19 protein-coding genes are annotated in these 19681 nt (G+C 64.4%); 11 read left to right on the top strand and 8 right to left on the bottom strand.

Annotation, left to right across the window (positions count from 1 at the left end; all coding sequences use genetic code 11):
* Positions 1-90: 90 nt before the first annotated feature.
* Genes JOD47_RS06800 through xdhC form a run of 3 tightly spaced genes read left to right on the top strand, consistent with a single transcriptional unit; the run spans position 91 to position 4776 of the window.
* Positions 91-1587 (top strand): xanthine dehydrogenase small subunit, encoded by a 1497-nt coding sequence (locus JOD47_RS06800; RefSeq protein WP_204536500.1) that lies wholly within the window; start codon positions 91-93, stop codon positions 1585-1587.
* Positions 1584-3968: a xanthine dehydrogenase molybdopterin binding subunit gene (gene xdhB, locus JOD47_RS06795; RefSeq protein ID WP_204533132.1), complete on the top strand. Its 2385-nt coding sequence runs from the start codon at positions 1584-1586 to the stop codon at positions 3966-3968. The genes JOD47_RS06800 and xdhB overlap by 4 nt, the downstream gene beginning before the upstream one ends.
* Position 3969: 1 nt before the next feature.
* Complete coding sequence (xdhC, locus tag JOD47_RS06790) at positions 3970-4776, top strand: xanthine dehydrogenase accessory protein XdhC (RefSeq protein ID WP_204533131.1); 807 nt, start codon at positions 3970-3972, stop codon at positions 4774-4776.
* Positions 4777-4783: 7 nt separating this feature from the next.
* On the opposite strand, the gene JOD47_RS06785 is transcribed toward xdhC, so the two are convergent.
* The 4 genes from JOD47_RS06785 to JOD47_RS06770 all read right to left on the bottom strand — a co-directional run bounded on the left by JOD47_RS06785 (position 4784) and on the right by JOD47_RS06770 (position 8071).
* The gene (locus tag JOD47_RS06785; protein ID WP_239548034.1) at positions 4784-5479 is read right to left on the bottom strand and encodes an EAL domain-containing protein; all 696 of its coding nucleotides are present in this window, start codon (positions 5477-5479) and stop codon (positions 4784-4786) included.
* A 253-nt stretch (positions 5480-5732) separates the two neighbouring features.
* The gene (locus JOD47_RS06780) at positions 5733-6020 is read right to left on the bottom strand and encodes a DUF1905 domain-containing protein (RefSeq protein WP_204533129.1); all 288 of its coding nucleotides are present in this window, start codon (positions 6018-6020) and stop codon (positions 5733-5735) included.
* A gap of 37 nt (positions 6021-6057) precedes the next feature.
* Complete coding sequence (locus tag JOD47_RS06775) at positions 6058-7566, bottom strand: NCS2 family permease (protein WP_204533128.1); 1509 nt, start codon at positions 7564-7566, stop codon at positions 6058-6060.
* Positions 7567-7576: 10 nt separating this feature from the next.
* Complete coding sequence (locus JOD47_RS06770) at positions 7577-8071, bottom strand: nucleoside deaminase (RefSeq protein ID WP_204533126.1); 495 nt, start codon at positions 8069-8071, stop codon at positions 7577-7579.
* A 341-nt stretch (positions 8072-8412) separates the two neighbouring features.
* Here JOD47_RS06770 and JOD47_RS06765 point away from each other — a divergent pair, with 341 nt between their 5' ends.
* The gene (locus JOD47_RS06765) at positions 8413-9000 is read left to right on the top strand and encodes a pullulanase X25 domain-containing protein (RefSeq protein ID WP_204533124.1); all 588 of its coding nucleotides are present in this window, start codon (positions 8413-8415) and stop codon (positions 8998-9000) included.
* Between the two features lie 12 nt (positions 9001-9012).
* Here the strand turns inward: JOD47_RS06765 and JOD47_RS06760 are convergent, their stop codons facing one another.
* Positions 9013-9273 carry a hypothetical protein gene (locus JOD47_RS06760; RefSeq protein WP_204533122.1) on the bottom strand — a complete coding sequence of 87 codons (261 nt, stop codon included), beginning with the start codon at positions 9271-9273 and terminating at the stop codon, positions 9013-9015.
* Between the two features lie 97 nt (positions 9274-9370).
* On the opposite strand from JOD47_RS06760, the gene JOD47_RS06755 reads away from it, so the two are divergent.
* Positions 9371-10366, top strand: coding sequence for an adenosine deaminase (locus JOD47_RS06755; protein ID WP_204533120.1), 996 nt, complete (start codon positions 9371-9373; stop codon positions 10364-10366).
* 13 nt (positions 10367-10379) lie between these two features.
* Here the strand turns inward: JOD47_RS06755 and JOD47_RS06750 are convergent, their stop codons facing one another.
* Genes JOD47_RS06750 through JOD47_RS06740 form a run of 3 tightly spaced genes read right to left on the bottom strand, consistent with a single transcriptional unit; the run spans position 10380 to position 13289 of the window.
* The gene (locus JOD47_RS06750) at positions 10380-11231 is read right to left on the bottom strand and encodes an ABC transporter permease (protein WP_204533119.1); all 852 of its coding nucleotides are present in this window, start codon (positions 11229-11231) and stop codon (positions 10380-10382) included.
* On the bottom strand, positions 11221-12177 hold the full coding sequence (locus JOD47_RS06745; protein ID WP_204533118.1) for an ABC transporter ATP-binding protein: 957 nt from the start codon (positions 12175-12177) through the stop codon (positions 11221-11223). The genes JOD47_RS06750 and JOD47_RS06745 overlap by 11 nt, the downstream gene beginning before the upstream one ends.
* Entirely contained in the window at positions 12174-13289 is a 1116-nt protein-coding gene (locus JOD47_RS06740) for a LolA family protein (protein ID WP_204533117.1), read from the bottom strand. The genes JOD47_RS06745 and JOD47_RS06740 overlap by 4 nt, the downstream gene beginning before the upstream one ends.
* Before the next feature lie 191 nt (positions 13290-13480).
* Between JOD47_RS06740 and JOD47_RS06735 the strand changes: the two genes are divergently transcribed.
* The 6 genes from JOD47_RS06735 to JOD47_RS06710 all read left to right on the top strand — a co-directional run bounded on the left by JOD47_RS06735 (position 13481) and on the right by JOD47_RS06710 (position 19676).
* Positions 13481-14476 (top strand): acyl-CoA thioesterase, encoded by a 996-nt coding sequence (locus JOD47_RS06735; RefSeq protein ID WP_204533116.1) that lies wholly within the window; start codon positions 13481-13483, stop codon positions 14474-14476.
* Between the two features lie 26 nt (positions 14477-14502).
* Positions 14503-15399, top strand: a complete 897-nt coding sequence (locus JOD47_RS06730) for a LysR family transcriptional regulator (protein ID WP_204533115.1) — start codon at positions 14503-14505, stop codon at positions 15397-15399.
* 68 nt (positions 15400-15467) lie between these two features.
* Positions 15468-16544 (top strand): tartrate dehydrogenase, encoded by a 1077-nt coding sequence (locus tag JOD47_RS06725; protein WP_204533114.1) that lies wholly within the window; start codon positions 15468-15470, stop codon positions 16542-16544.
* Between the two features lie 138 nt (positions 16545-16682).
* Positions 16683-17669 carry a tripartite tricarboxylate transporter substrate binding protein gene (locus JOD47_RS06720; protein WP_204533112.1) on the top strand — a complete coding sequence of 329 codons (987 nt, stop codon included), beginning with the start codon at positions 16683-16685 and terminating at the stop codon, positions 17667-17669.
* A complete protein-coding gene (locus JOD47_RS06715) occupies positions 17669-19234 on the top strand; it encodes a tripartite tricarboxylate transporter permease (RefSeq protein WP_204533110.1) in 1566 nt (521 codons plus the stop codon). The genes JOD47_RS06720 and JOD47_RS06715 overlap by 1 nt, the downstream gene beginning before the upstream one ends.
* A gap of 1 nt (position 19235) precedes the next feature.
* Entirely contained in the window at positions 19236-19676 is a 441-nt protein-coding gene (locus JOD47_RS06710; RefSeq protein WP_204533108.1) for a tripartite tricarboxylate transporter TctB family protein, read from the top strand.
* Positions 19677-19681: the final 5 nt, after the last annotated feature.

The following is a 19681-nucleotide window of genomic DNA, read 5'->3' as shown; positions in this document are numbered from 1 at the left end:
AGGTCACACCGAAACTACGTAACGAACAGTTTGACACGCTTCAGACAGTTCGGTTGGCGCGTCGGTCCGGTTCGTACGGGAGCGTGAATGATGGACGGAATCAAGGTAACCGTCAACGGCAAAGTCCGGGACTGCAGCGGAACAAATCCCCACACTCGATTACTCGACTGGTTGCGGGACGAAGGGCTCACAGGGTCGAAGGAAGGTTGCGCTGAAGGGGAATGCGGCGCCTGCGCGGTCCTCGTAGCCCGCCCCGATGGGACCGATCGCAGCCGATGGACCTCGGTCAATGCATGCCTCCCACCGGCACTTGCCTTTGACGGCCAGGAAATCATCACCGCCGAGGGGCTCGGAAACGTCTCCGACGCGTGTACGCCGGAGGACCTTCACCCGGTACAGCGCGAGATGGCAGACCGCGGCGGCTCGCAGTGCGGCTACTGCACCCCCGGATTTGTCTGCTCGATGGCTGCCGAATACTACCGGCCCGAGCGCTCGCCCGCGCAGGAAGACAAGGAAACCGGAACCGCTGTCGTCGGTGAAGAGCACGCTACCGACCACGAGTGCGGTCCCAACGGGTTCGACCTGCATTCACTCAGCGGCAACCTGTGCCGCTGCACGGGCTACCGCCCGATCCGCGACGCAGCGTACGCACTGGAAACACCCCCGGACTCCGATCCGCTGCTCGAGCGCCAGAACCGGCCCGCCCCCGCGCCGCAACACACCCGCGTCAGCGGTGAGTCGGAGTTCATCCGTCCCCAGTCGCTCGACGAGGTCCACCAGACCTTGCGTGTCAATTCGGACGTGAAGCTGGTTGCCGGCGCCACCGACCTCGGCGTTGAGGTCAACCTGCGGCATTCCCGCCCGCCGCTGGTCCTCGCCATCGACCGGCTTGAGGAGCTCCGGGGGCTGACGTTCGACGCCGATTCCATCGAGATCGGTGCTGCACTGACACTCTCCGAAGTTGAGCGGGCGCTCGACGGCCGGATCCCGCTGCTGAGTCACCTTTTTCCGCAGTTCGCCTCGCGTCTAATTCGCAATGCCGCGACGTTCGGTGGCAACCTCTCCACAGGATCGCCCATCGGTGACTCCGCGCCGGTATTCCTGGCGCTTGACGCACGGGTCATCCTCTCCTCCACAGACGGGGAGCGCGAGGTCCCGTTGTCCGAGTACTACACCGGCTACCGCCAGAGCGTCCGCAAGCCTCACGAGATGCTGCGCGCCATCCGCATCCCGTTGCCGCTCGCCGAAAGCACCGCGTTCTACAAAATCGCCAAGCGGCGCTTCGATGACATCTCAAGTGTGTCCGTGGCCATCGCGCTGCAGCTCAGTGACGGCGCCGTACGTTCTGCACGTATTGGGCTGGGCGGTGTGGCAGCGACTCCCATCCGCGCGCTGGCAACCGAAGAGGCGCTGGTCGGGCAACCCTGGACGTCCGACACGGTGGCGGCCGCCGCCGTCGTCATGGCGGGTGAAGGCACCCCGATCGATGACATGCGGGCCAGCTCGCTCTACCGCTCGGCAATGCTGAGGCAGGCGCTGCTGAGATTCCATGCCGAGAACGCTCCGGAACTGGAGGTGTCCAAGTGAAGTCACTGTCGGATCGACCCGTCAACTGCGTGGTGGGTGTTCCTGTATCCCACGAAAGTGCCGCAGCCCATGTCACCGGTACGGCTCTTTATACGGATGACCTGATCGTCCGCAACTCCAATGTCCTGCATGCCTGGCCGGTCCAGTCAACGCACGCGCATGCCCGTATCGTCGACCTGCGCACCCAGCCCGCGCTGGAGGTTCCCGGCGTGGTCAGGGTACTGACGGCGTCGGACGTTCCCGGCGTGAACGATGCCGGGATCAAGCACGACGAGCCGCTCTTCCCCAGTGAAGTGATGTTCTACGGACACGCGGTGTGCTGGGTGCTGGGGGAGTCGCTGGAAGCTGCGCGCCTCGGCGCGGAGGCGGTGGAGGTCGACTACGAGCCGCTGCCGTCGCTGATCACCGTTGAGGAGGCCATCGCGGCCGAGAGCTTCCAGGGGAACCGTCCGACGGTTGCTCGTGGTGAGCCGGACAAGGCGCTCGAGAATGCAGCGCACCGGTTCAGCGGCGAGTTCCAGTTCAGCGGGCAGGAGCACTTCTATTTGGAAACCCACGCATCGTTCGCCTACATCGACGAGGCCGGGCAGGTGTTCATTCAGTGCAGCACTCAGCACCCGTCCGAGACGCAGGAAATCGTGGCCCACGTGCTGGACCTTTCCAGCCACGATGTCACCGTGCAGTGCCTCCGGATGGGCGGCGGGTTCGGCGGCAAGGAGATGCAGCCGCACGGTTGGGCGGCCATTGCAGCGCTCGGTGCCACCCTTACCGGTCGGCCCGTCCGGCTGCGGCTGAACCGCACCCAGGACATCACCATGTCCGGAAAGCGGCACCCGTTCCACGCACGCTGGGAGGTAGGGTTCGACGACGACGGCCGCCTCCAGGCGCTGAAAGCCACCCTCACGAGCGACGGCGGTTGGAGCCTTGACCTTTCTGAGCCGGTGCTGCAGCGCGCGCTGTGCCACATCGACAACGCGTACTACATCCCCAACATCGAGGTGAATGGCCGGATCGCGAAGACCAATAAGACGTCGCAGACAGCGTTTCGCGGCTTCGGGGGTCCGCAGGGGATGCTGGTGATCGAGGATTTGCTTGGCCGGTGCGCGCCATTGTTGGGGCTGGATCCGAGTGAGCTTCGTCGTCGTAATTTTTACGAGCCGGGGCAGAGCACGCCGTACGGGCAGCCGGTACGGCACGCCGAACGCCTTCAGGCGATCTGGCAGTCGCTTTCGGAAAGGGCGGATGTTGCACGGCGTTGTGAGGAGATCGCGACCTTCAACGCGTCGCATCCGAATACCAAGCGGGCGCTCGGCATGACTCCGGTGAAGTTTGGTATCTCCTTCAACCTCACCGCGTTCAACCAGGCCGGTGCGCTGGTGCATGTGTATAAGGACGGGTCGGTGCTGATCAATCACGGCGGCACGGAGATGGGCCAGGGCCTGCACACCAAGATGCGGCAGGTTGCGGCAACGGCACTGGGCGTGCCGCTGTCTTCCGTGCGGCTCGCGCCGACGCGGACGGACAAGGTGCCCAACACCTCGGCGACGGCGGCGAGTTCCGGTGCGGACCTCAACGGCGGTGCGATCAAGAACGCGTGCGAGCAGATCAGTTCACGGCTGGCGGAAGTTGCCGCACGGAAGCTGAACATCCACCCGGATGACGTTCGGTTCGATGGCGGTTTGGTCACCGGGATCGGCTTCCACGACTCTTCGTTGACCTTCGCGGAGTTGGCGCGCGACGCGTACTTCCAGCGCGTGTCCCTCTGGGCGGCCGGGTACTACCGCACCGAAGGCCTGCACTGGGACAGCGCCCGCATGCAGGGCGAACCGTTCAAATACTTCAGCTACGGCGCGGCGCTCGCCGAGGTGGAAGTGGACCGCTTCACGGGCGCCTACCGGCAGCTGCGCACGGACATAGTGCACGACGTCGGTGACAGCCTCTCGCCGATGATCGACGTTGGGCAGATTGAGGGCGGTTATGTTCAGGGTGCGGGCTGGCTGACGCTCGAAGACCTGCGCTGGGATGCATCCGACGGCGCCAACCGCGGTCGGATCACCACGCAGTCCGCCAGCACCTACAAGCTGCCGAGTTTCTCCGAGATGCCGGAGGAGTTCAATGTGCACCTGTTTGAGCGGGCCACCGAGAGTGGAGTGGTCTATGGTTCGAAGGCCGTGGGTGAGCCTCCGCTGATGCTGGCCTTCAGCGTCCGGGAGGCGCTTCGGGAGGCGGTCGCCGCTTTCGGGCCGGGGGATGTCGAGGTGGACCTTGCCAGCCCGGCGACTCCGGAAGCGGTGTTCTGGGCGATCGAGCGGGTGTCGGCGCCGTCGTCGTCCTCTTCCTCCTCGGGTGACCTTGTCACGTCCACGAGTTCAGCGCAGTGACATGGACTGGCTGGAGGCTTTGCAGCAGCTGAGATCCTCGGGGCAGCCAGGTGTGCTGGCGACCGTGTCAGAGGTGCGCGGGCATTCTCCCCGGGAGGCCGGGGCAAAGATGCTCGTCGGGGCGTCGTCGAGTTGGGGGACCATCGGCGGCGGGAACCTTGAAGCGACCGTGATTGACCGGGCGCGGGAGATGATGGCGGGCGGGGTTTCAGCTGCCGAGAACGTCGAGTTCTCACTCAGCGAGCATGCCGTGACGCAGCACGGTCGGCAATGCTGCGGCGGGAAGGTTCGGGTGTTGCTTGAGCCGTTCCTGTCGCTACCCACTGTGGCGGTGTTCGGCGTCGGGCATGTGGGGTACGAGCTTGGGAGGGTACTTTCGCGGCTGCCCATGAACCTGTACCTGGTGGACAGCCGGGCCGAGCAGTTGCTGCCCGAGCGGCTGGCTGATGTGACTTCCGGCGTGGCGGCCGTGCACCCGGTGCATACGCCGGTGCCGGACTCGTTCCTGGGTGAGCTGCCCGCCGGTGCGCACGTGTTCATCATGAGCCACGACCACTCCGAGGATTTCCTGCTGTGCGATGCCGCGATGCGGCGTGGGGACCTCGGGAGCGTTGGGTTGATCGGTTCGAAGGCTAAGTGGTCGCGGTTCCGGCAGAAGCTGGCGGCGGAGGGGTATGCCGAGCAGGAGATCGGGCGGATTCAGTGCCCGATCGGACTGCCGGACGTGACGGGGAAAGCGCCGGCTGTCATAGCGGTAAGTGTGGCGGCGGATCTGTTGCGGCGACTGTCTGCGCGGGACTCACAGTAGAAGGTGTTCAGGAGCGGACCCCGTTCACCTGCGGAAGCTGTTCGAACGCCGGCTTCGCAAACCAGTAGCCCTGGAACAAGCGGATGCCGCCGGCGGCCAGGTGCCTGTACTCCGCCTCCGTCTCGACACCTTCTGCAAGCACCGTCATGCCGAGCGCCCGAGCCATTGCCAGAATGCCGGTCACCACGGCTTGGCGGGACAGACTGCTGTCGATTCCCCGGACGAGCTTCATGTCTATCTTGATGAGGTCAGGCTGGAACTCGACCAGTAGCCCCAACCCGGCGTGGCCGGCACCGAAGTCGTCGATGGCCGTGGTGAATCCGTGCTTGCGGTATTCGGTGATGATGTTGGTGAGGTGAGCGGTGTCCGTCACCTCCTCGTTCTCCGTGAACTCGAACATGATCGACGACGTCGGGAAGCTGTATCGCTCTGCTGCCAGCAGGGTCGCCCGGAGGCATGCGGCGGGTTCGTAGACTGCATTCGGCATGAAGTTGATGGACAGCTTCAGATCTTCGCCAGCAGGAAACAGCCGCGATGCCAGTTCGATTGCCTTGACCCGGCAGTCCTGGTCGAAGCGGTACTTCTGCTCTGCGGAAACCCTGGACAGGACCTCGAAGGCACCTTCGCCCGATACGCCCCTGACGAGCGCCTCATATCCCCACACGCGATCGTCAACCGCGTCATAGATAGGTTGGAAGGCCATGCTGAAGTCAAAGTCGAGTTTCGATGATGGCGCGCAGCCGTTACATGCCATGCGGAATGGCCCCCTCACTGGTCCCGTCCACAATAGGACACCCACAGGACATGGGATCCCACAGCCGCTTATAACGTGTCATGGATTTTCTGTTCGGCACGGCATGCCAGTCCCGGCGCACGCGCTCAATCACGCGCTGTCCAGCATGGCTCTCCGGGCAGCCGTGCGCTCAGCCCACTCCTCGCACTCGGTCTCAAGCGGCTCAGGCATCGATCGACAGCCCAACCGTCACCGTGTCGCCGTCGTCAATCCCCTCGTCCTTCCGGACAAAGTCCTTGATCGGCACAATGTAGCCGCCGTTCTTGGGAAACAGCGACGTGGTCCAGGTGGTGCCGCCGATCGTCACAGACGCCGGGATCATTCCCCAGCCATAGCTGACGATCTTCGACACCGCCCGGACCTCAACGCACTGAAGGTCCGGCACCGTCACGAAGTGATACGGCGCCGGACCCCTCCAGTACCAGATCTCGCCCTCGAAGGTCAGCTCCACGGGGTCAGCCTAGACCGATTCAGGCGAGGGAGAAGGTTTACCCGCCCATCCAGATCGTGATCGGGCCACGGGCGAAGTAGACGAGGAACCCCGCTGCGACCACCCAGAGGAGCGGGTGGATCTTGCGGGCTTTACCCGACGACGCGCGGATGATGACCCAGCTGATGAAGCCGGCGCCGATGCCGTTGGCGATCGAGTAGGTCAGAGGCATGGTCACGATGGTGAGGAACGCCGGCAGTGCGATGGAGAAGTTCCGGAAGTCGATCTCGCGGATCTGCGCCACCATCATGGCACCGACGACGACGAGAGCTGCCGCTGCCACCTCCAGCGGCACCACCGCCGTCAACGGCGTGAAGAACATCGCGGCCAGGAAGAGCGCGCCCGTCACCACTGACGCGAGTCCGGTGCGTGCACCCTCGCCGATGCCGGCAGCAGAGTCGATAAAGACGGTGTTTGACGATGCAGACGTTCCACCGCCGGCAACCGCACCCACACCCTCGATCACCAGAGCGGACTTCAGGCGCGGGAAGTTGCCGCGCTTGTCCGTCAGGCCAGCTTGCTTGGCCAGGCCGGTCATGGTGCCCATCGCGTCGAAGAAGTTGGTGAAGACGAGCGTGAACACCAGCATGGTTGCAGCGAGAATACCGATGCGGTCGAACGCCCCGAAGAGATCGAATGCTCCCACCAGGCTGAAGTCCGGCAGCGAGACGATGTTCGAGGGGATGACCGGCGCGTTGAGGTGCCACCCGGAAGGGTTGTCCGGCCCGCCGGCGCCCAGACGCATCGACATCTCGACAATGATCGCGATGACCGTCGTGACGATAATGCCGATGAGGAGCCCGCCCTGGACCTTCCGGGCGATCAGGATCCCCATGGTGATGAGGCCGATGATGAAGACGAGCGTCGGCACTGTGGTGATGGAGCCGCCGTCGCCCATTTGGACCGGAGGGCCACCGGCAGTGCGGGTGACGAAGCCGGAGTCCACGAAGCCGATGAAGGCGATGAACAGGCCGATGCCCACGGTGATGGCGGCCTTGAGTTGCCGCGGTACGGCGTTGAAGACGGCCGTTCGGGCTCCGGTGACCGCGAGCAGCACGATCAGCAGGCCGTTGATGACCACGAGACCCATGGCTTCGGGCCAGGTGACATCCCCGACCACGGAGACGGCGAGGAACGAGTTGATCCCCAGGCCGGCGGCGATGCCGAAGGGAAGATTTGCGACCACTCCGAAGAGGATGGTCATGACGCCGGCGGTCAACCCGGTGACGGCGGCGATCTGTGTGGCCTGGAGCCAACCGCCTTCCACATCGAGTGCAGCGGCGTCGGGACTGAAGCCGCCGAGGATCAGCGGATTCAGGATGACGATGTACGCCATGGTGAAGAAGGTGACGAAGCCGCCGCGGACCTCGCGGCTGTTCGTCGAACCACGTTCGGTGATCTTGAAGAACTTGTCGAGCGGGCTGAGCGTCCCGGGTTGAACGGGCTGGCGGACTGAGCGGGAACCTCTGGGTTCCGGGTGACCGCCGGTCTCGGTGAGGATTGCCATGACGTGCTCCTTAGTAATCCACGCGGGCAACGAGGTTGCTCCACGCTTCGAAGGGTGCCAGGGCGGTTACTTCCGCCGAGGGCGTGAGTTCGTAGTGGCGCACCGGCATGATCCGGTCCTCCACAGGGGTGGCGAAGAAGTCGTAGAACACGGCGTCGTCGAACCCGGCCTGAGCGGCGTCGTTCCGGTCGGCAGCGAAGACGACGGCGTCCACCCTGGCCCACAGCGCAGCCGAAAGGCAGAGCGGGCACGGCTCGCAGCTTGTGTAGAGGGTGCTGCCGGATAGGTCGAAGGTCTCAAGCGCGGCACAGGCGTTGCGGATAGCCATCACTTCCGCGTGCGCCGTTGGATCGTTGGTGGCGGTAACCCGGTTGGTTCCTTCGAAGGCCCGGCCGTCGAGCGTCACGATGAGCGCACCGAACGGGCCGCCGGAGTTGTGGACGTTATCAGTTGCCAGGGAAATTGCCCTGGAGAGGAACTGCTCTTCTTTGGTGGTGGTAGTCACGGTGATTCTCCCGAACGTGGGGCAGCAATCACTCGAGTCCACGGGCGCCAACGATTCAGCGGTGTTCTGCGACCAGACTGCTGCGGGGTATGGGGATTTGCAGGTCCACCTGGTAGATAGCTCCGATTGGAGCCCGCCGTTGGCTTCGTTGTATGACGCTAGCAGGCAGTTGTGACTTAGACCATAGGTTTGGTGAAACTTTCTTTTCATCCAGCGGAATTTGTCGCCACGCTCCGGGTCACATTTCGACACGACATGCCGCCGGTCGCCAGGCTCCCCGGGCCGGGAGTAAACCGCTGTCAAAATCTTCTCGGAAGTACAGCAACTTGAGAGGTCCACACATGAGTGCCCAAGACAACACAGCAGCCCGCCTGAAGGCCATCGTCCAGATCCTGGCCGAACAGCCCGCACTAGCCGTCAAAGGCGCAGACGTCCTGACATCAGCCGTGAAGCGGGTGCCGCTCAGCGAGTGGGAAAGCGAAGTCCTCAGCGGCGGCGTCGCACGCGGCGTGAAGCGCCTGTCCACAGCGACAGCCGCGCTGGTCAAGGAAGGCTTCATCCTGAAGGGCCGCACCGGATGGACCATCACCGAGGATGGTGCGCGCTACGCAGCCGCACCCGGCGCCGTCGCGCTGGCCGGCAACTTCGGTCACCGCCTGGGCGCTGAGGACTGGGCACCGGCAGCTGACCAGGTGCAGATGGCCTACAGCCCTGTGTCGCAGCGCTGGGAACTCACCGCACAGCTGCCCGCCGGCACCTACGAGTACAAGGTCGTCATTGACCGCTCCTGGGAAGAGAACTACGGTGCGTTCGGCATCAGCAACGGTGCCAACCACGAACTCCAGCACGACGGCGGTGTAGTCACCTTCCGTTACGACCACCGCTCGAAGGACGTTGAAGTGACCATCCTGGACGGCGCGCTGGTCTAGCGCTCTTTGTCTCTAGCTCTCCTCGTTGCCGGGCTCCCGGGCCGGATTCTCCCGGCCCATCTCATCCCAGTGTCCTGAGTTGTCGGCGGCTTCTTCCGGTTTGTCTCCGGGCTGGTCGCCGCCAACGAAGGCCGCAGGAACAGCGCCGGCCGCGTGCGTTCCCTGCTCATCACGGATGTTTTCAGCGTCTCCGGCGCGTGGATCAGGTTCCAGAACCGCTTCGCGGGGATCGTCGTCGTGCGCGTGGTTGCTTTCAGCGGCGTTGTCCGTCATGAGGGCGATCCTTTCACCTTTGCTGCCGGCCGCGCTAGCGTAGCCGTACTCCGGCGCGGCCGGCTTGAGTATCTTCTACACACCGGAAAGAGCCGTCATGACTGTGCTGCCCACGGCCGAGTTGCATCTGCACATTGAAGGGACGCTCGAGCCGGAGTTGATCTTCGCGCTCGCCGGGCGCAACGGTATTGAGCTGCCCTATGCGGATGTTGAGGAGTTGCGCCGGCAGTACCGGTTCGCGGATCTGCAGGCGTTCCTGAACCTGTACTACGAGAACATGGCCGTCCTGCAGACCGAACAGGACTTCGCGGACATGACGCGGGCGTACCTCGCCCGCGCCTCGGCAGCGGGTGTGCGGCACGCGGAAATCATGATGGATCCGCAGGCGCATCTCTCCCGTGGCATTTCGCTGGCCACCTGTGTCAACGGTGTCGCGTCGGCGCTCACGGTCAGCGAGGAGGAGTTCGGCATCAGCACTGAACTCATCGCTGCGTTCCTTCGTGATGAACCCGCCGAGGAAGCGCTGGCAGTGCTCGAGCAGTTGCTGGCAATGAACGCTCCCATCATCGGGATCGGGCTGGATTCAGCGGAGGTGGGCTACCCACCGCGGGACTTCATTGCCCTGTATGAGCGTGCGCACGAGGCGGGTCTGAAGTGCATCGCCCACGCGGGAGAGGAAGGACCGCCGGAGTACATCCGGGAGGCGCTCGATCTGCTGAAGGTTTCGCGGATCGACCACGGCATCCGGTGCATGGAGGACGAGGAACTGGTGGTACGGCTGGCGGCCGAGCAGACACCGCTGACGGTCTGCCCGCTGTCCAACGTGCGTCTGCGCGCCGTGGACACCCTCGCCGATCATCCGCTGCCGCGCATGCTGGAACGGGGGCTGAGCGTCTCGGTGAACTCGGATGATCCGGCCTACTTCGGTGGATACGTGGATGACAATTTCGCCCAGCTGCAGTCGGTCTTCGAGTTCGACGACGACCAACTCGCGCAGCTTGCCGGAAACTCAGTGCGGTCGGCCTTCATTACGGACACACGCCGCAGGGAGCTTCTCGCGGAGATAGAGGCTTGGCGGGCTGGGCGGCCATAATGCCCACTGGCGCTCAGGCCAGCACGTCCTTGGTGCTGAACCGGCCATAGGCCAGGGCGCCGAATACCACCACGTAACCAACCTGAAGCAGGGCATTCGCGGCGAACGAGTCCCACACAATCGGATCCCTCAGCAGGTCCGCGAACCCCAGCCAATACTGCGTCAGCAGCCACGGGTGGATCCACTCAAGCTGTGGAAGCTGCCCCACCACCTGGCTGACCACTGAGGCCACCACGGTCGCAGCCATCGCGCCCACCGGAACATCGGTGAGCGTGGACATGAAGAGCCCGACGGCGCAGAGCCCCAGCAGCGACAGCGTCACGTAGAAGCACACCAGGGCAATGCGCAGCAGCGCTTCCGGCACACCGATGCTGGTGCCGGAGAGCAGGGTCACCGGCCCGACCGGGAACAGCAGCGCTCCCATGAGGGTGCCGACTATCGCTACCGTGAAGGTCGCAGCCAGACAGAAGACGACGGCGCCGGCATACTTCACTGCCAGGAGTCGCCCCCGCGCCACGGGAGACATGAGCAGGTACCGCAGGGTGCCCGTGCTCGCCTCGCCCGCGACGGTGTCACCGGCGACCACCCCGACGGTCAGCGGCAGGAACAGCGGAATCGCAACGATGGTCGCGACGACGGCGACGAAGAGCCCGTTCTGGCTCACCTGGTCGAGGAATGCGGGCCCGCGTCCGGCTGACGGTCCGGAGGACAGCCTGACGGCCACGGCGATCAGCACGGGGATCGCAGCGAGTGCAGCCAGCAGCGCCCAGGTGCGGCGGCGACGAAAAAGGACGGACAGTTCAGACGTGAGGAAACTTCCCCCGGCCGTCTTGCGGGGTGTTGAGACAGGTGCACTACTGGACAACGTCGAATCCCTCCCCGGTGAGGGCCACGAACAGATCCTCGAGTCCGGCCTGGTCAACACTGAACCCGTTCACCCTCACGTCCGCCTCGACCAGCGCACGCACCACCCGGTCCGGTGCCAGCCCCGCCGGAAGCAGCGCGGTGACGCTGTGCGCGCCGGAGGTGGCGCCGTCGTCGTCGGGTGTTGTGCCCAGCCGGCGGAGCACAGTGTGGGTCTGAGGCACATCGGGGGTGTTCACACGGATGCGCGGTTCGCCGGAGCGGCGCAGCTCATCGAGGCTGCCCTGCGCAACGAGCGAGCCGGCGCTGAGCACCGCTGCGTGGGAGCAGATCTGCTCGACCTCCGTGAGCAGGTGGCTCGAGACGAAGACGGTGGTGCCCTCCTCGGTGAGGGAGCGCACGAGGTGCCGGACTTCGCGGGTGCCCTGCGGGTCGAGGCCGTTGGTGGGCTCGTCGAGGACGATGAGGTCGCGGTGGGTGAGCAGCGCGTTGGCAATTCCGAGGCGCTGCTTCATGCCGAGTGAGTAGCGGCCGACTTTCTTGCCGGCGGCCTGCGACAGCCCCACCCGTTCCAGCGCGGTCTCGACGCGTTGCCGACTTGTGGAGGGAGAGACGTAGCGGTCAGCGGCGTCGAGGCGGAGGAGGTTCGCCGTTCCGGAGAGGAAGGGGTAGAAACCCGGGCCCTCCACGAGTGCGCCGACCCGGGGGAGCACCTCCTGCAGTGCTCGCGGAATGGATTCGCCGAGCACCCGGACGTCGCCGGAGGTGGCGGAGGCGAGGCCGAGCAGGATCCGGATGGTGGTGGTCTTCCCCGAACCATTAGGGCCGAGGAACCCGAACACCGACCCGCGCGGAACCGCGAGATCGATGCCGTTGACCACGTCCCTGCCGCCCAACCGCTTGGTCAGGCCTGCTGTCTCGATGACGAGGTCGGCGGCCCCGCTCACTGCCCGGAAGCTACTGCCTGCAGGCGTTCAACGGTGACCGATCCGGCAAGGATGCGGCCGTCGTCAGTGATGAGTACGTTCACCAGTGCTGTGGACAGGAGCTGACCACCGTCGACCGGTGTGCTCAGCTGCATCAGTTCCGGCGGAATCTCCTGCTGCCCGGCCGGAACAACGACGACGGTGTCCCAACCTTCGCCCACCACGGTCGGCTTCTCTGCCGCTGCAGCTTCCTTGTCAGCCTGCTCGCGCTGGTGCTCGCCTTTATGCTCGCCAGGATCCACCTCGGTGACGGTCGCACCCGCCGGCGGGGTGAAGTCGAACAGATCCGCGGACGGTTCCTCGTAGCTGATCTCGGTGAAGGCGGAGCTGAACGCCGGGTCGCTGCTGCCGGCGGCAGTCACGGTGACGCCCAGGGGAAGGCCGGTTTCGCCGTCGACCGCAATGCTGACCGAACCCACGAGGGTCTCGGTGGAGCGTGGAGTCAGGACGAGATCGTAGACGGCACGCCCGGCGACCATGCGGTCCGAACCGACGGTGACCTCGGTGGACGGGTCGATCTTCTCAAGGAAGTGGGCGGCGACGTCGTTCGGGGCGGAGGGGGCGCCGTCGGGCTTTTCATGGTCCTCAAGGGTGGCGTGGATCGCCTCGTTCTCATCCGAGTTGTAGTACCAGAGTTCATCGCCGTTGCGGACGATGTTGCGTTCCTCCAGCTGGTCGAGCACCTGAAGGCGTGCCTGATCGGGGCCGTTGACGAAGACCTGGGCGGTGTGTGATCCGGTGATGAGTTCTAGGGCGGCGCTGGCCGGGGAGGGTTCGCCGTCGTCGTCGTTATTGGTGCCGCCTGTTGTGGCGCCGCCTGCGTTGGCCCCGGCGGCCGCGCCGAGAGCGGAGAGGTCCGGAAGGCCGAGGTTCGAGCTTTGCTCCACTGTGCCGGAGAACGCGTCGACGTCTTTCTCCTGAACCAGCGCGAGGACTTCGGCGGCGGTCTTGTCAGGAAGGTCAACCGCCGCATTGGCGCTGAAGGGGGCCACGAGCGCTGCGGCGCCGACCGCCCCCGCGGCAACAACTGCCGGTGTCCACTGACGCCATGATTTTCGCCCTGTACGAGTCATCGTAAACTTCCTCGTTTTGGTGGTGGTTCTGGGATCGGTCTTGGGCGCCACGCTACACCCGTAACCTGAGAATTGCGTCGGAGTTTCACTCGCTTCCCCATCCGGAAATTCTGCGCAGCTACGGTGGGTCCGGGCGTCGTGAAGCCGCCATAAATGCGCAAAAGTTCCAGGTTCGGCTAGCGTGAACAACCATGGAAAACGAGACGCAAGGACGCGTCGAAACGACCGCCCGCCCCAATCCGCATTCAGTGACGCTGCGGTTCCTGGCCGCGCCGACGGATCTCGGGCACAGCGGCTCCGTGGACGCCGGCACGGTGCTGGAATGGGTGGATAAAGCGGCCTATGCCGCGGCCGTCGGCTGGGCCAAGAGCTACTGTGTGACGGCGTACGTGGGCAACATCCACTTCGCTGACCCGGTGAATGTCGGAGACATGGTCGAAGTCGAAGCGACCATCGTGTACACCGGGAAGTCCTCGCTGCACATCCGGACCGTTGTCTCTTCGGGGGATGTCAAAGGCGCCGAAGCGACGATGCGCAGCCAGTGCCTCGTGATCTTCGTGGCCGTGGGGCCGGACGGCAAGCCCGTGCCGGTGCCGCAATTCAACCCTGTTACGACGGCGGAGATTGACCTGAGGGACCAAGCGGTTGCCCGGATAGAAGTACGGGATTCAATCGTCGCCGCCATGAGCAGGCAGGAATACACCGACGCCGGAACCGCCGAGCGCGTCACCCTCCGCTTCCTTGCGGCGCCGACTGACGTGAACTGGGGCGGCAAGGTTCATGGCGGGACAGTTATGGACTGGATCGACGAAGCAGCCTATATCTGCGCCACGCGTTACTGCGGCCAGGACACGGTGGCCGTCTTCTCGGGTGGCGTGAGGTTCTACCGGCCGCTGTTGATCGGGGACCTGGTAGAGGTGGAAGCGCGCCTGGTCTACACAGGGAACAAGGGCATGCACATCGCGGTACATGTGCGCTCCGGTAAGCCCACGGGACGCGACATGCAGCTGACCACCTACTGCCTCACGGTGATGGTGGCCCGCGATGAGACGGGTACCGCCGTCTCTGTTCCGCCCTGGGTCCCGGTCTCGGATGAGGACAAGCGACTCGCAGAGCACGCCCGTGAACTGCTCGAGATCCGCGGCCGGGCGCCGGGAAGCAGCCTTCCTAGCCACCTGTCCGGATAGCGCTGGCCGTCGGGCAGGATTGAGCCATGGACATCCGGCACCTGAAGTACTTCCTCGGCGTCGTCGATCACGGTGGTTTCGCCAGGGCGGCAGCGGCGCTACACGTCGCCCAGCCGTCGCTGTCGCAGGCAGTGCTTGCCCTTGAGCGGGAGCTGGGGGTGCAGCTCTTCCATCGAACGGGGCGCAGCGTCGTCGTGAGTGCGTCAGGCCGGGCACTCATAGAACCGGCGCGGAGAACAGTTCGTGACCTCGATTCCTTCCGCTCCACCGTCGGGGCATTGAAGGGCAGGGAAACCGGACACGTAGACCTGGCTCTTATGCCGTCGCAATCGGTTGAACCCTTCAGATCCATCGCAGTGCGGTTTGGGCAACTTCATCCCGGAATCACGATCAGCGCCCATTCCGCCTACACCGGCGACGACGTCATGCGCCTGATCGGAAGCGGGAAGTGCGAGCTCGGGCTCTTCGGCAGTTCCAGCTTCCCACCCTCCGCCGGCATTCACCTGGAGCCCGTTGAGGAACAGGCCATGGTGCTCATCGGGCTCCCCGGCCAGCCCTTCGAGGACGGCTCGGTGGTGCGCTATCCCGAGCTGTCCGGGCAAAGGTTCATCACCTCGCAGAAGGGAAGCGTCATGCGGCAGGTCGTGGACGAGATCCTGGCCAGCGGCGTCGATGCCACCGTCGCTGTTGAAGTGGCCCACCGGGCGGCGGTCCTGCCGCTCGTGCTCGCGGGGGCCGGCGTGGCAGTGCTGGCAGCCGCCTGGGCGGACTTCGCGCGTAAAAACGGCGCGGCGGTCATGCATCTTGAGCCAAGCCACAAGTTGCAGGTAATGCTGGCCTCCCGCAGCCAGGCGCCGCTCACCCCTGCAGCCCGAGCCTTCGCCGAACTGGTTCATCAATACACCTCTGACAAGCACCTATAGCCTGAGCCTATTCGGCGAAGAGGATACAAGTCTGAGACATCCGTCACGGCCTGCCCTAGTCTCGCAGCATGACCCAGCAGACATTTCGCATCGCAGCCATACCCGCAGACGGCATCGGGCAGGAAGTGACGGCCGCGGGCCGGAAGGTGCTCGACGCCATTGCGAAGAACTCCGGCGGAGCAGTCTCCTTCGACTGGACCGAATTTCCCTGGGGCTCGGACTACTACGCGGAACACGGCGTCATGATGGCCGACGACGGACTGGAACAGCTGAGCGGTTTCGATGCCATCTACTTCGGTGCCGTTGGTTGGCCGACGGTGCCGGACCACATCAGCCTCTGGGGGCTCCGACTGGCGATCTGCCAGGGCTTCGACCAGTGGGCCAACGTTCGCCCCGTCCACTTCCTTCCCGGAGTCACCAGCCCGCTCCGCAAAGCGGACACCACTGAACTCGACTGGATCGTCGTCCGCGAAAATAGTGAAGGCGAGTACGCAGGACTCGGGGGACGCAACCTCGCTGCCCGCGGCCAGGGCGGCGAGGTTGCGGTTCAATCTTCGCTGTTCACCGAAGTCGGCTGTGAGCGGATCATCCGGTTTGCCTTCGATATCGCCCGTTCACGCGACCGCAGAAAACTTTCCAGCGTGACGAAAAGCAACGCCCAGCAGTACGGCATGGTGCTGTGGGACGACGTCTTCAAACGCGTTGCCAAGGACTATCCCGATGTTGAAACCGAGAGCGTCCTGGTCGACGCCATGGCAGCAAAATTCGTCCTGAAGCCCGAAGAGCTCTCCGTGGTCGTGGCATCAAATCTGAACGCTGACATCCTTTCGGACCTGGGCAGCGCACTCGCGGGCAGCCTCGGCCTTGCGAGCAGCGCCAATTACAATCCTGAGCGGCGTTTCCCCAGCATGTTCGAGCCGGTACATGGCTCCGCTCCTGACATCGCCGGGCAGGAAATCTCCAATCCGATCGGCGCGATTGCCAGCGCAAGCCTGATGCTCGAGCACTTTGGCCTCACGACAGAGGCGGAACGCCTTGCGGAAGCTATCCGCGCCACGACCGCCGCCGGCGTCCTGCCCAGGGATCTGGGCGGATCCGCCACTACCGAGGATGTAACTGATGCCGTAATCAGCTACCTCCCGTAATTTTTCCACTGCGGTTGAACAGTATGACCGCAATAGTGACGCGCATCACTGCGTCACTACAGGGTGGCAGTGGTTAGTGCCGCCAAATGGAACCCGCACCACCAACGAAGCGCCAACTCTTACCAATGGAGGTAAAAGATGAAAAGCCGCCGGATGTTCGCATCAATTGTCGGAACGATCGCCGTCGCACTTGCCGCGACAGGCTGCGGGGGAGGTGAAGCCGGCGGAGGAGCGGCTGAGAATTTCCCACAGAAACGCGTGGAATACATCCTGCCGTTCGACGCTGGCGGAGAATCCGACATCACTGCTCGCCTGCAGCAGGAGAAGCTGGCTGAGGTGCTCGGGCAGGCCGTGAACATCTCGTACAAGCCCGGAGGTGGCGGTGCGCTGGGCTGGTCTGAACTCACCCGTACCGCGCCGGATGGCTACAAGTTCATGGGAAGCAATCTTCCGCACATCATTCTGCAGCCGATGCTTCGGGACGACGCCGGGTACGAGACCGAGGACCTGAAGCAGGTCTACATCTTCCAGAGCACTCCGAACGCCCTCCTTGTGCCGGCAGACAGCGATATCCAGAACCTGGAGGACTTCATCGCGGCGGCGAAGGAGGATCCCGGGGCGATGTCTGTTGGAGGCAGCGGTGACTTCACCGCGAACCACATCGGAACGCTCATGCTGAACGACATGGCAGGCATCGATGTCACCTACACGCCGTTCTCCGGGACGGGCACCGCTGTTCCTGCCCTCCTCGGCGGGCACGTGGACGCCCTGATGTCCTACACTCCGCAGATCTCGCAGCTCGGTGACCAGGTGCGTGCCATCGCCGTTGCCACCGAGGAACGCATGCCCGGACTGCCGGACGTACCCACCTTCGCTGAACAGGGCTATGACCTGGTCGACGGCGCATACCGCGGTGTTTCGGTTCCGTCGGAAACTCCGGATGACATCGTCCAGAAATTGGCCGACGCTTTCGAAGAGGTAAATCAGGATCCGGAACTCGTGGAAGCCTTCGAGGAGCAGGCCTTCGTCCTCGAGAACTACGGCCCCGATGAGGCTGTTGAGCTCACCGAAGAACGCAAGGCCGTGTATGAAGACCTGCTGACCCGGCTCGAACTGGTTCCGTAATGTTCGAAGTACTCGGGCAGGGGCTGCTCGCCAACCTTGCCCCGTCCATGCTGCTCCTGGTGCTGATCGGCACCTTGAGCGGCATGGCCCTCGGGGCGATGCCGGGGCTGAGCGCCACCATGGGCGTTGCGCTGCTGGTTCCCTTCACCTTCGCCATGGACCCGACCTCCGGGCTGGTCCTGCTGGGTGCCTTCTATATGGGCGCGATCTACGGCGGGTCATTCACGGCCATCCTGGTAAATGCCCCGGGAACGCCGTCGTCGATTGCCACCGCCCTCGATGGTTATCCGCTCACGCGGAAGGGACGCAGCGAATTTGCGATTGTGGGTGCCACCATGGGCTCCTTCGTCGGCGGAATCATCGGGGTCATCGCACTGATCTTCCTGGCACCGCCGCTGGCGTCGTTCTCGCTGCGCTTCGGGCCTCAGGAGTACTTCTGGGTCGCGATTTTCGGCCTGACGATCATCGCCAGCCTCGCCTCCGGGTCGCTGCTGAAGGGGCTGATCGGTGGTCTGCTCGGATTGCTGCTGGCCACCGTCGGTATCGCCCCAGTGGGAGGGGATGTGCGGTTCACTTTTGGTGAGCCCATGCTCCAGGGCGGCATTCCACTGGTGCCGGCACTGATCGGCCTGTTCACCATCCCCGAGGTCATCCGTCTGATCGCCCTGCGTACGCGGGACGCGCAGATGGTGGACGAGACCCGGCAGAAAGACCGGCTGGGCGGGATGCTGAAGGAAATTCTGAGCCGCCCGGTCAACCTGATCCGGTCGGGCGTCATCGGAACGATCGTCGGCATCCTCCCGGGTGCGGGCGGTAGTGTCGCGAACCTCGTCGCCTATAACGAGGCCAAGCGCGCTTCCAAGCACCCGGAGACGTTCGGCGAGGGTGAGATCGACGGCGTCGTCGCATCCGAATCCGCCAACAACGGTACGGTGGGCGGCGGGTTCATCCCCACGCTGACGCTGGGAGTGCCGGGAACTCCTCCCGATGCCATCATCTTGGGCGTTCTTCTGCTGCATGGACTGCGACCCGGTGCGGAGCTCTTTACGACCTCTGGTCCGCTGGTCTACACCTTCATCATCGCGCTCGCGGTGTCCGCCGTCATGATGGTGCCGGTAGGTCTGGTTGCCGGCCGCGGTCTGCAACGCGGGGTTATGGCCCTTCCCGTCCGCTACCTGGCTCCGGGAATCACCGTGCTCACCATCATCGGTGCGTACGCCATCCGAAGCTCGGTGGTTGACGTCTTCATCATGCTTGCGCTCGGAGTTGCCGCGTACCTGCTCCAGCGGGTCGGCATCGGTGGAGCCTCGATCGTCCTCGGCCTGGTCCTCGGCTCCATCGCTGAGACAGGTCTGGTTCAGGGCATCCTGACCTCGGCGGATGCAGCCCTTCCGTGGACCACGTTCTTCACCCGGCCCATCAGCCTGGTGCTGATTGCCATGAGCGTTCTCTCCGTTCTCTGGCCCTTTCTGCAGAAGCGGCGGGCAGCGAAGACGGCAGCGGCGGTAAACGACAAGACCGCCAACCCGGTCTCCCAACGCCCCGACACCGGAGAGGGTGACTGATATGGGAAACATCATCGGCGGTGCCGTTGTCCTGCTGGTCTGCCTGATCTTCTGGGTCCAGCGCGCCTATTCCAGTGAATATGGCGGGATCTTCCCGGATGCCGTCCTGATCGCGTTGGCCGTTCTCGGCGTGCTACTCGTGGCACGCGGGGTCTTGTGGCGCGACCGGGAAACCGGCTGGCACAACACCGGGCGGCTTGGCTTCAAGGACCTGGGCCGCGCACTGGTGCTGCTGGTCGCCTGGGTGGCGTCTCTGCCCATCCTCGGCTACCTCTACGGCGGCATCGTGTTCTTCACCCTCGTGGCTGTGCTCATGCGCACCTCGCGGCCCACCTGGAAGAACGTGCTCCTCGACTTCGGTGTCGCCGTCGTCGTGGTGGTGCTGTTCTACCTCGCGTTCACGCAGGTTCTCTTCGTCAGCCTTCCCGAACTCGCCCTGTAACTTCC

Origin of the sequence: Arthrobacter tumbae (assembly GCF_016907495.1) — a bacterium.
GTDB lineage: Bacteria > Actinomycetota > Actinomycetes > Actinomycetales > Micrococcaceae > Arthrobacter_D > Arthrobacter_D tumbae.
The sequence above is the reverse complement of the archived record's forward strand: the minus strand, read 5'-3'. Positions and strand labels throughout refer to the sequence as shown.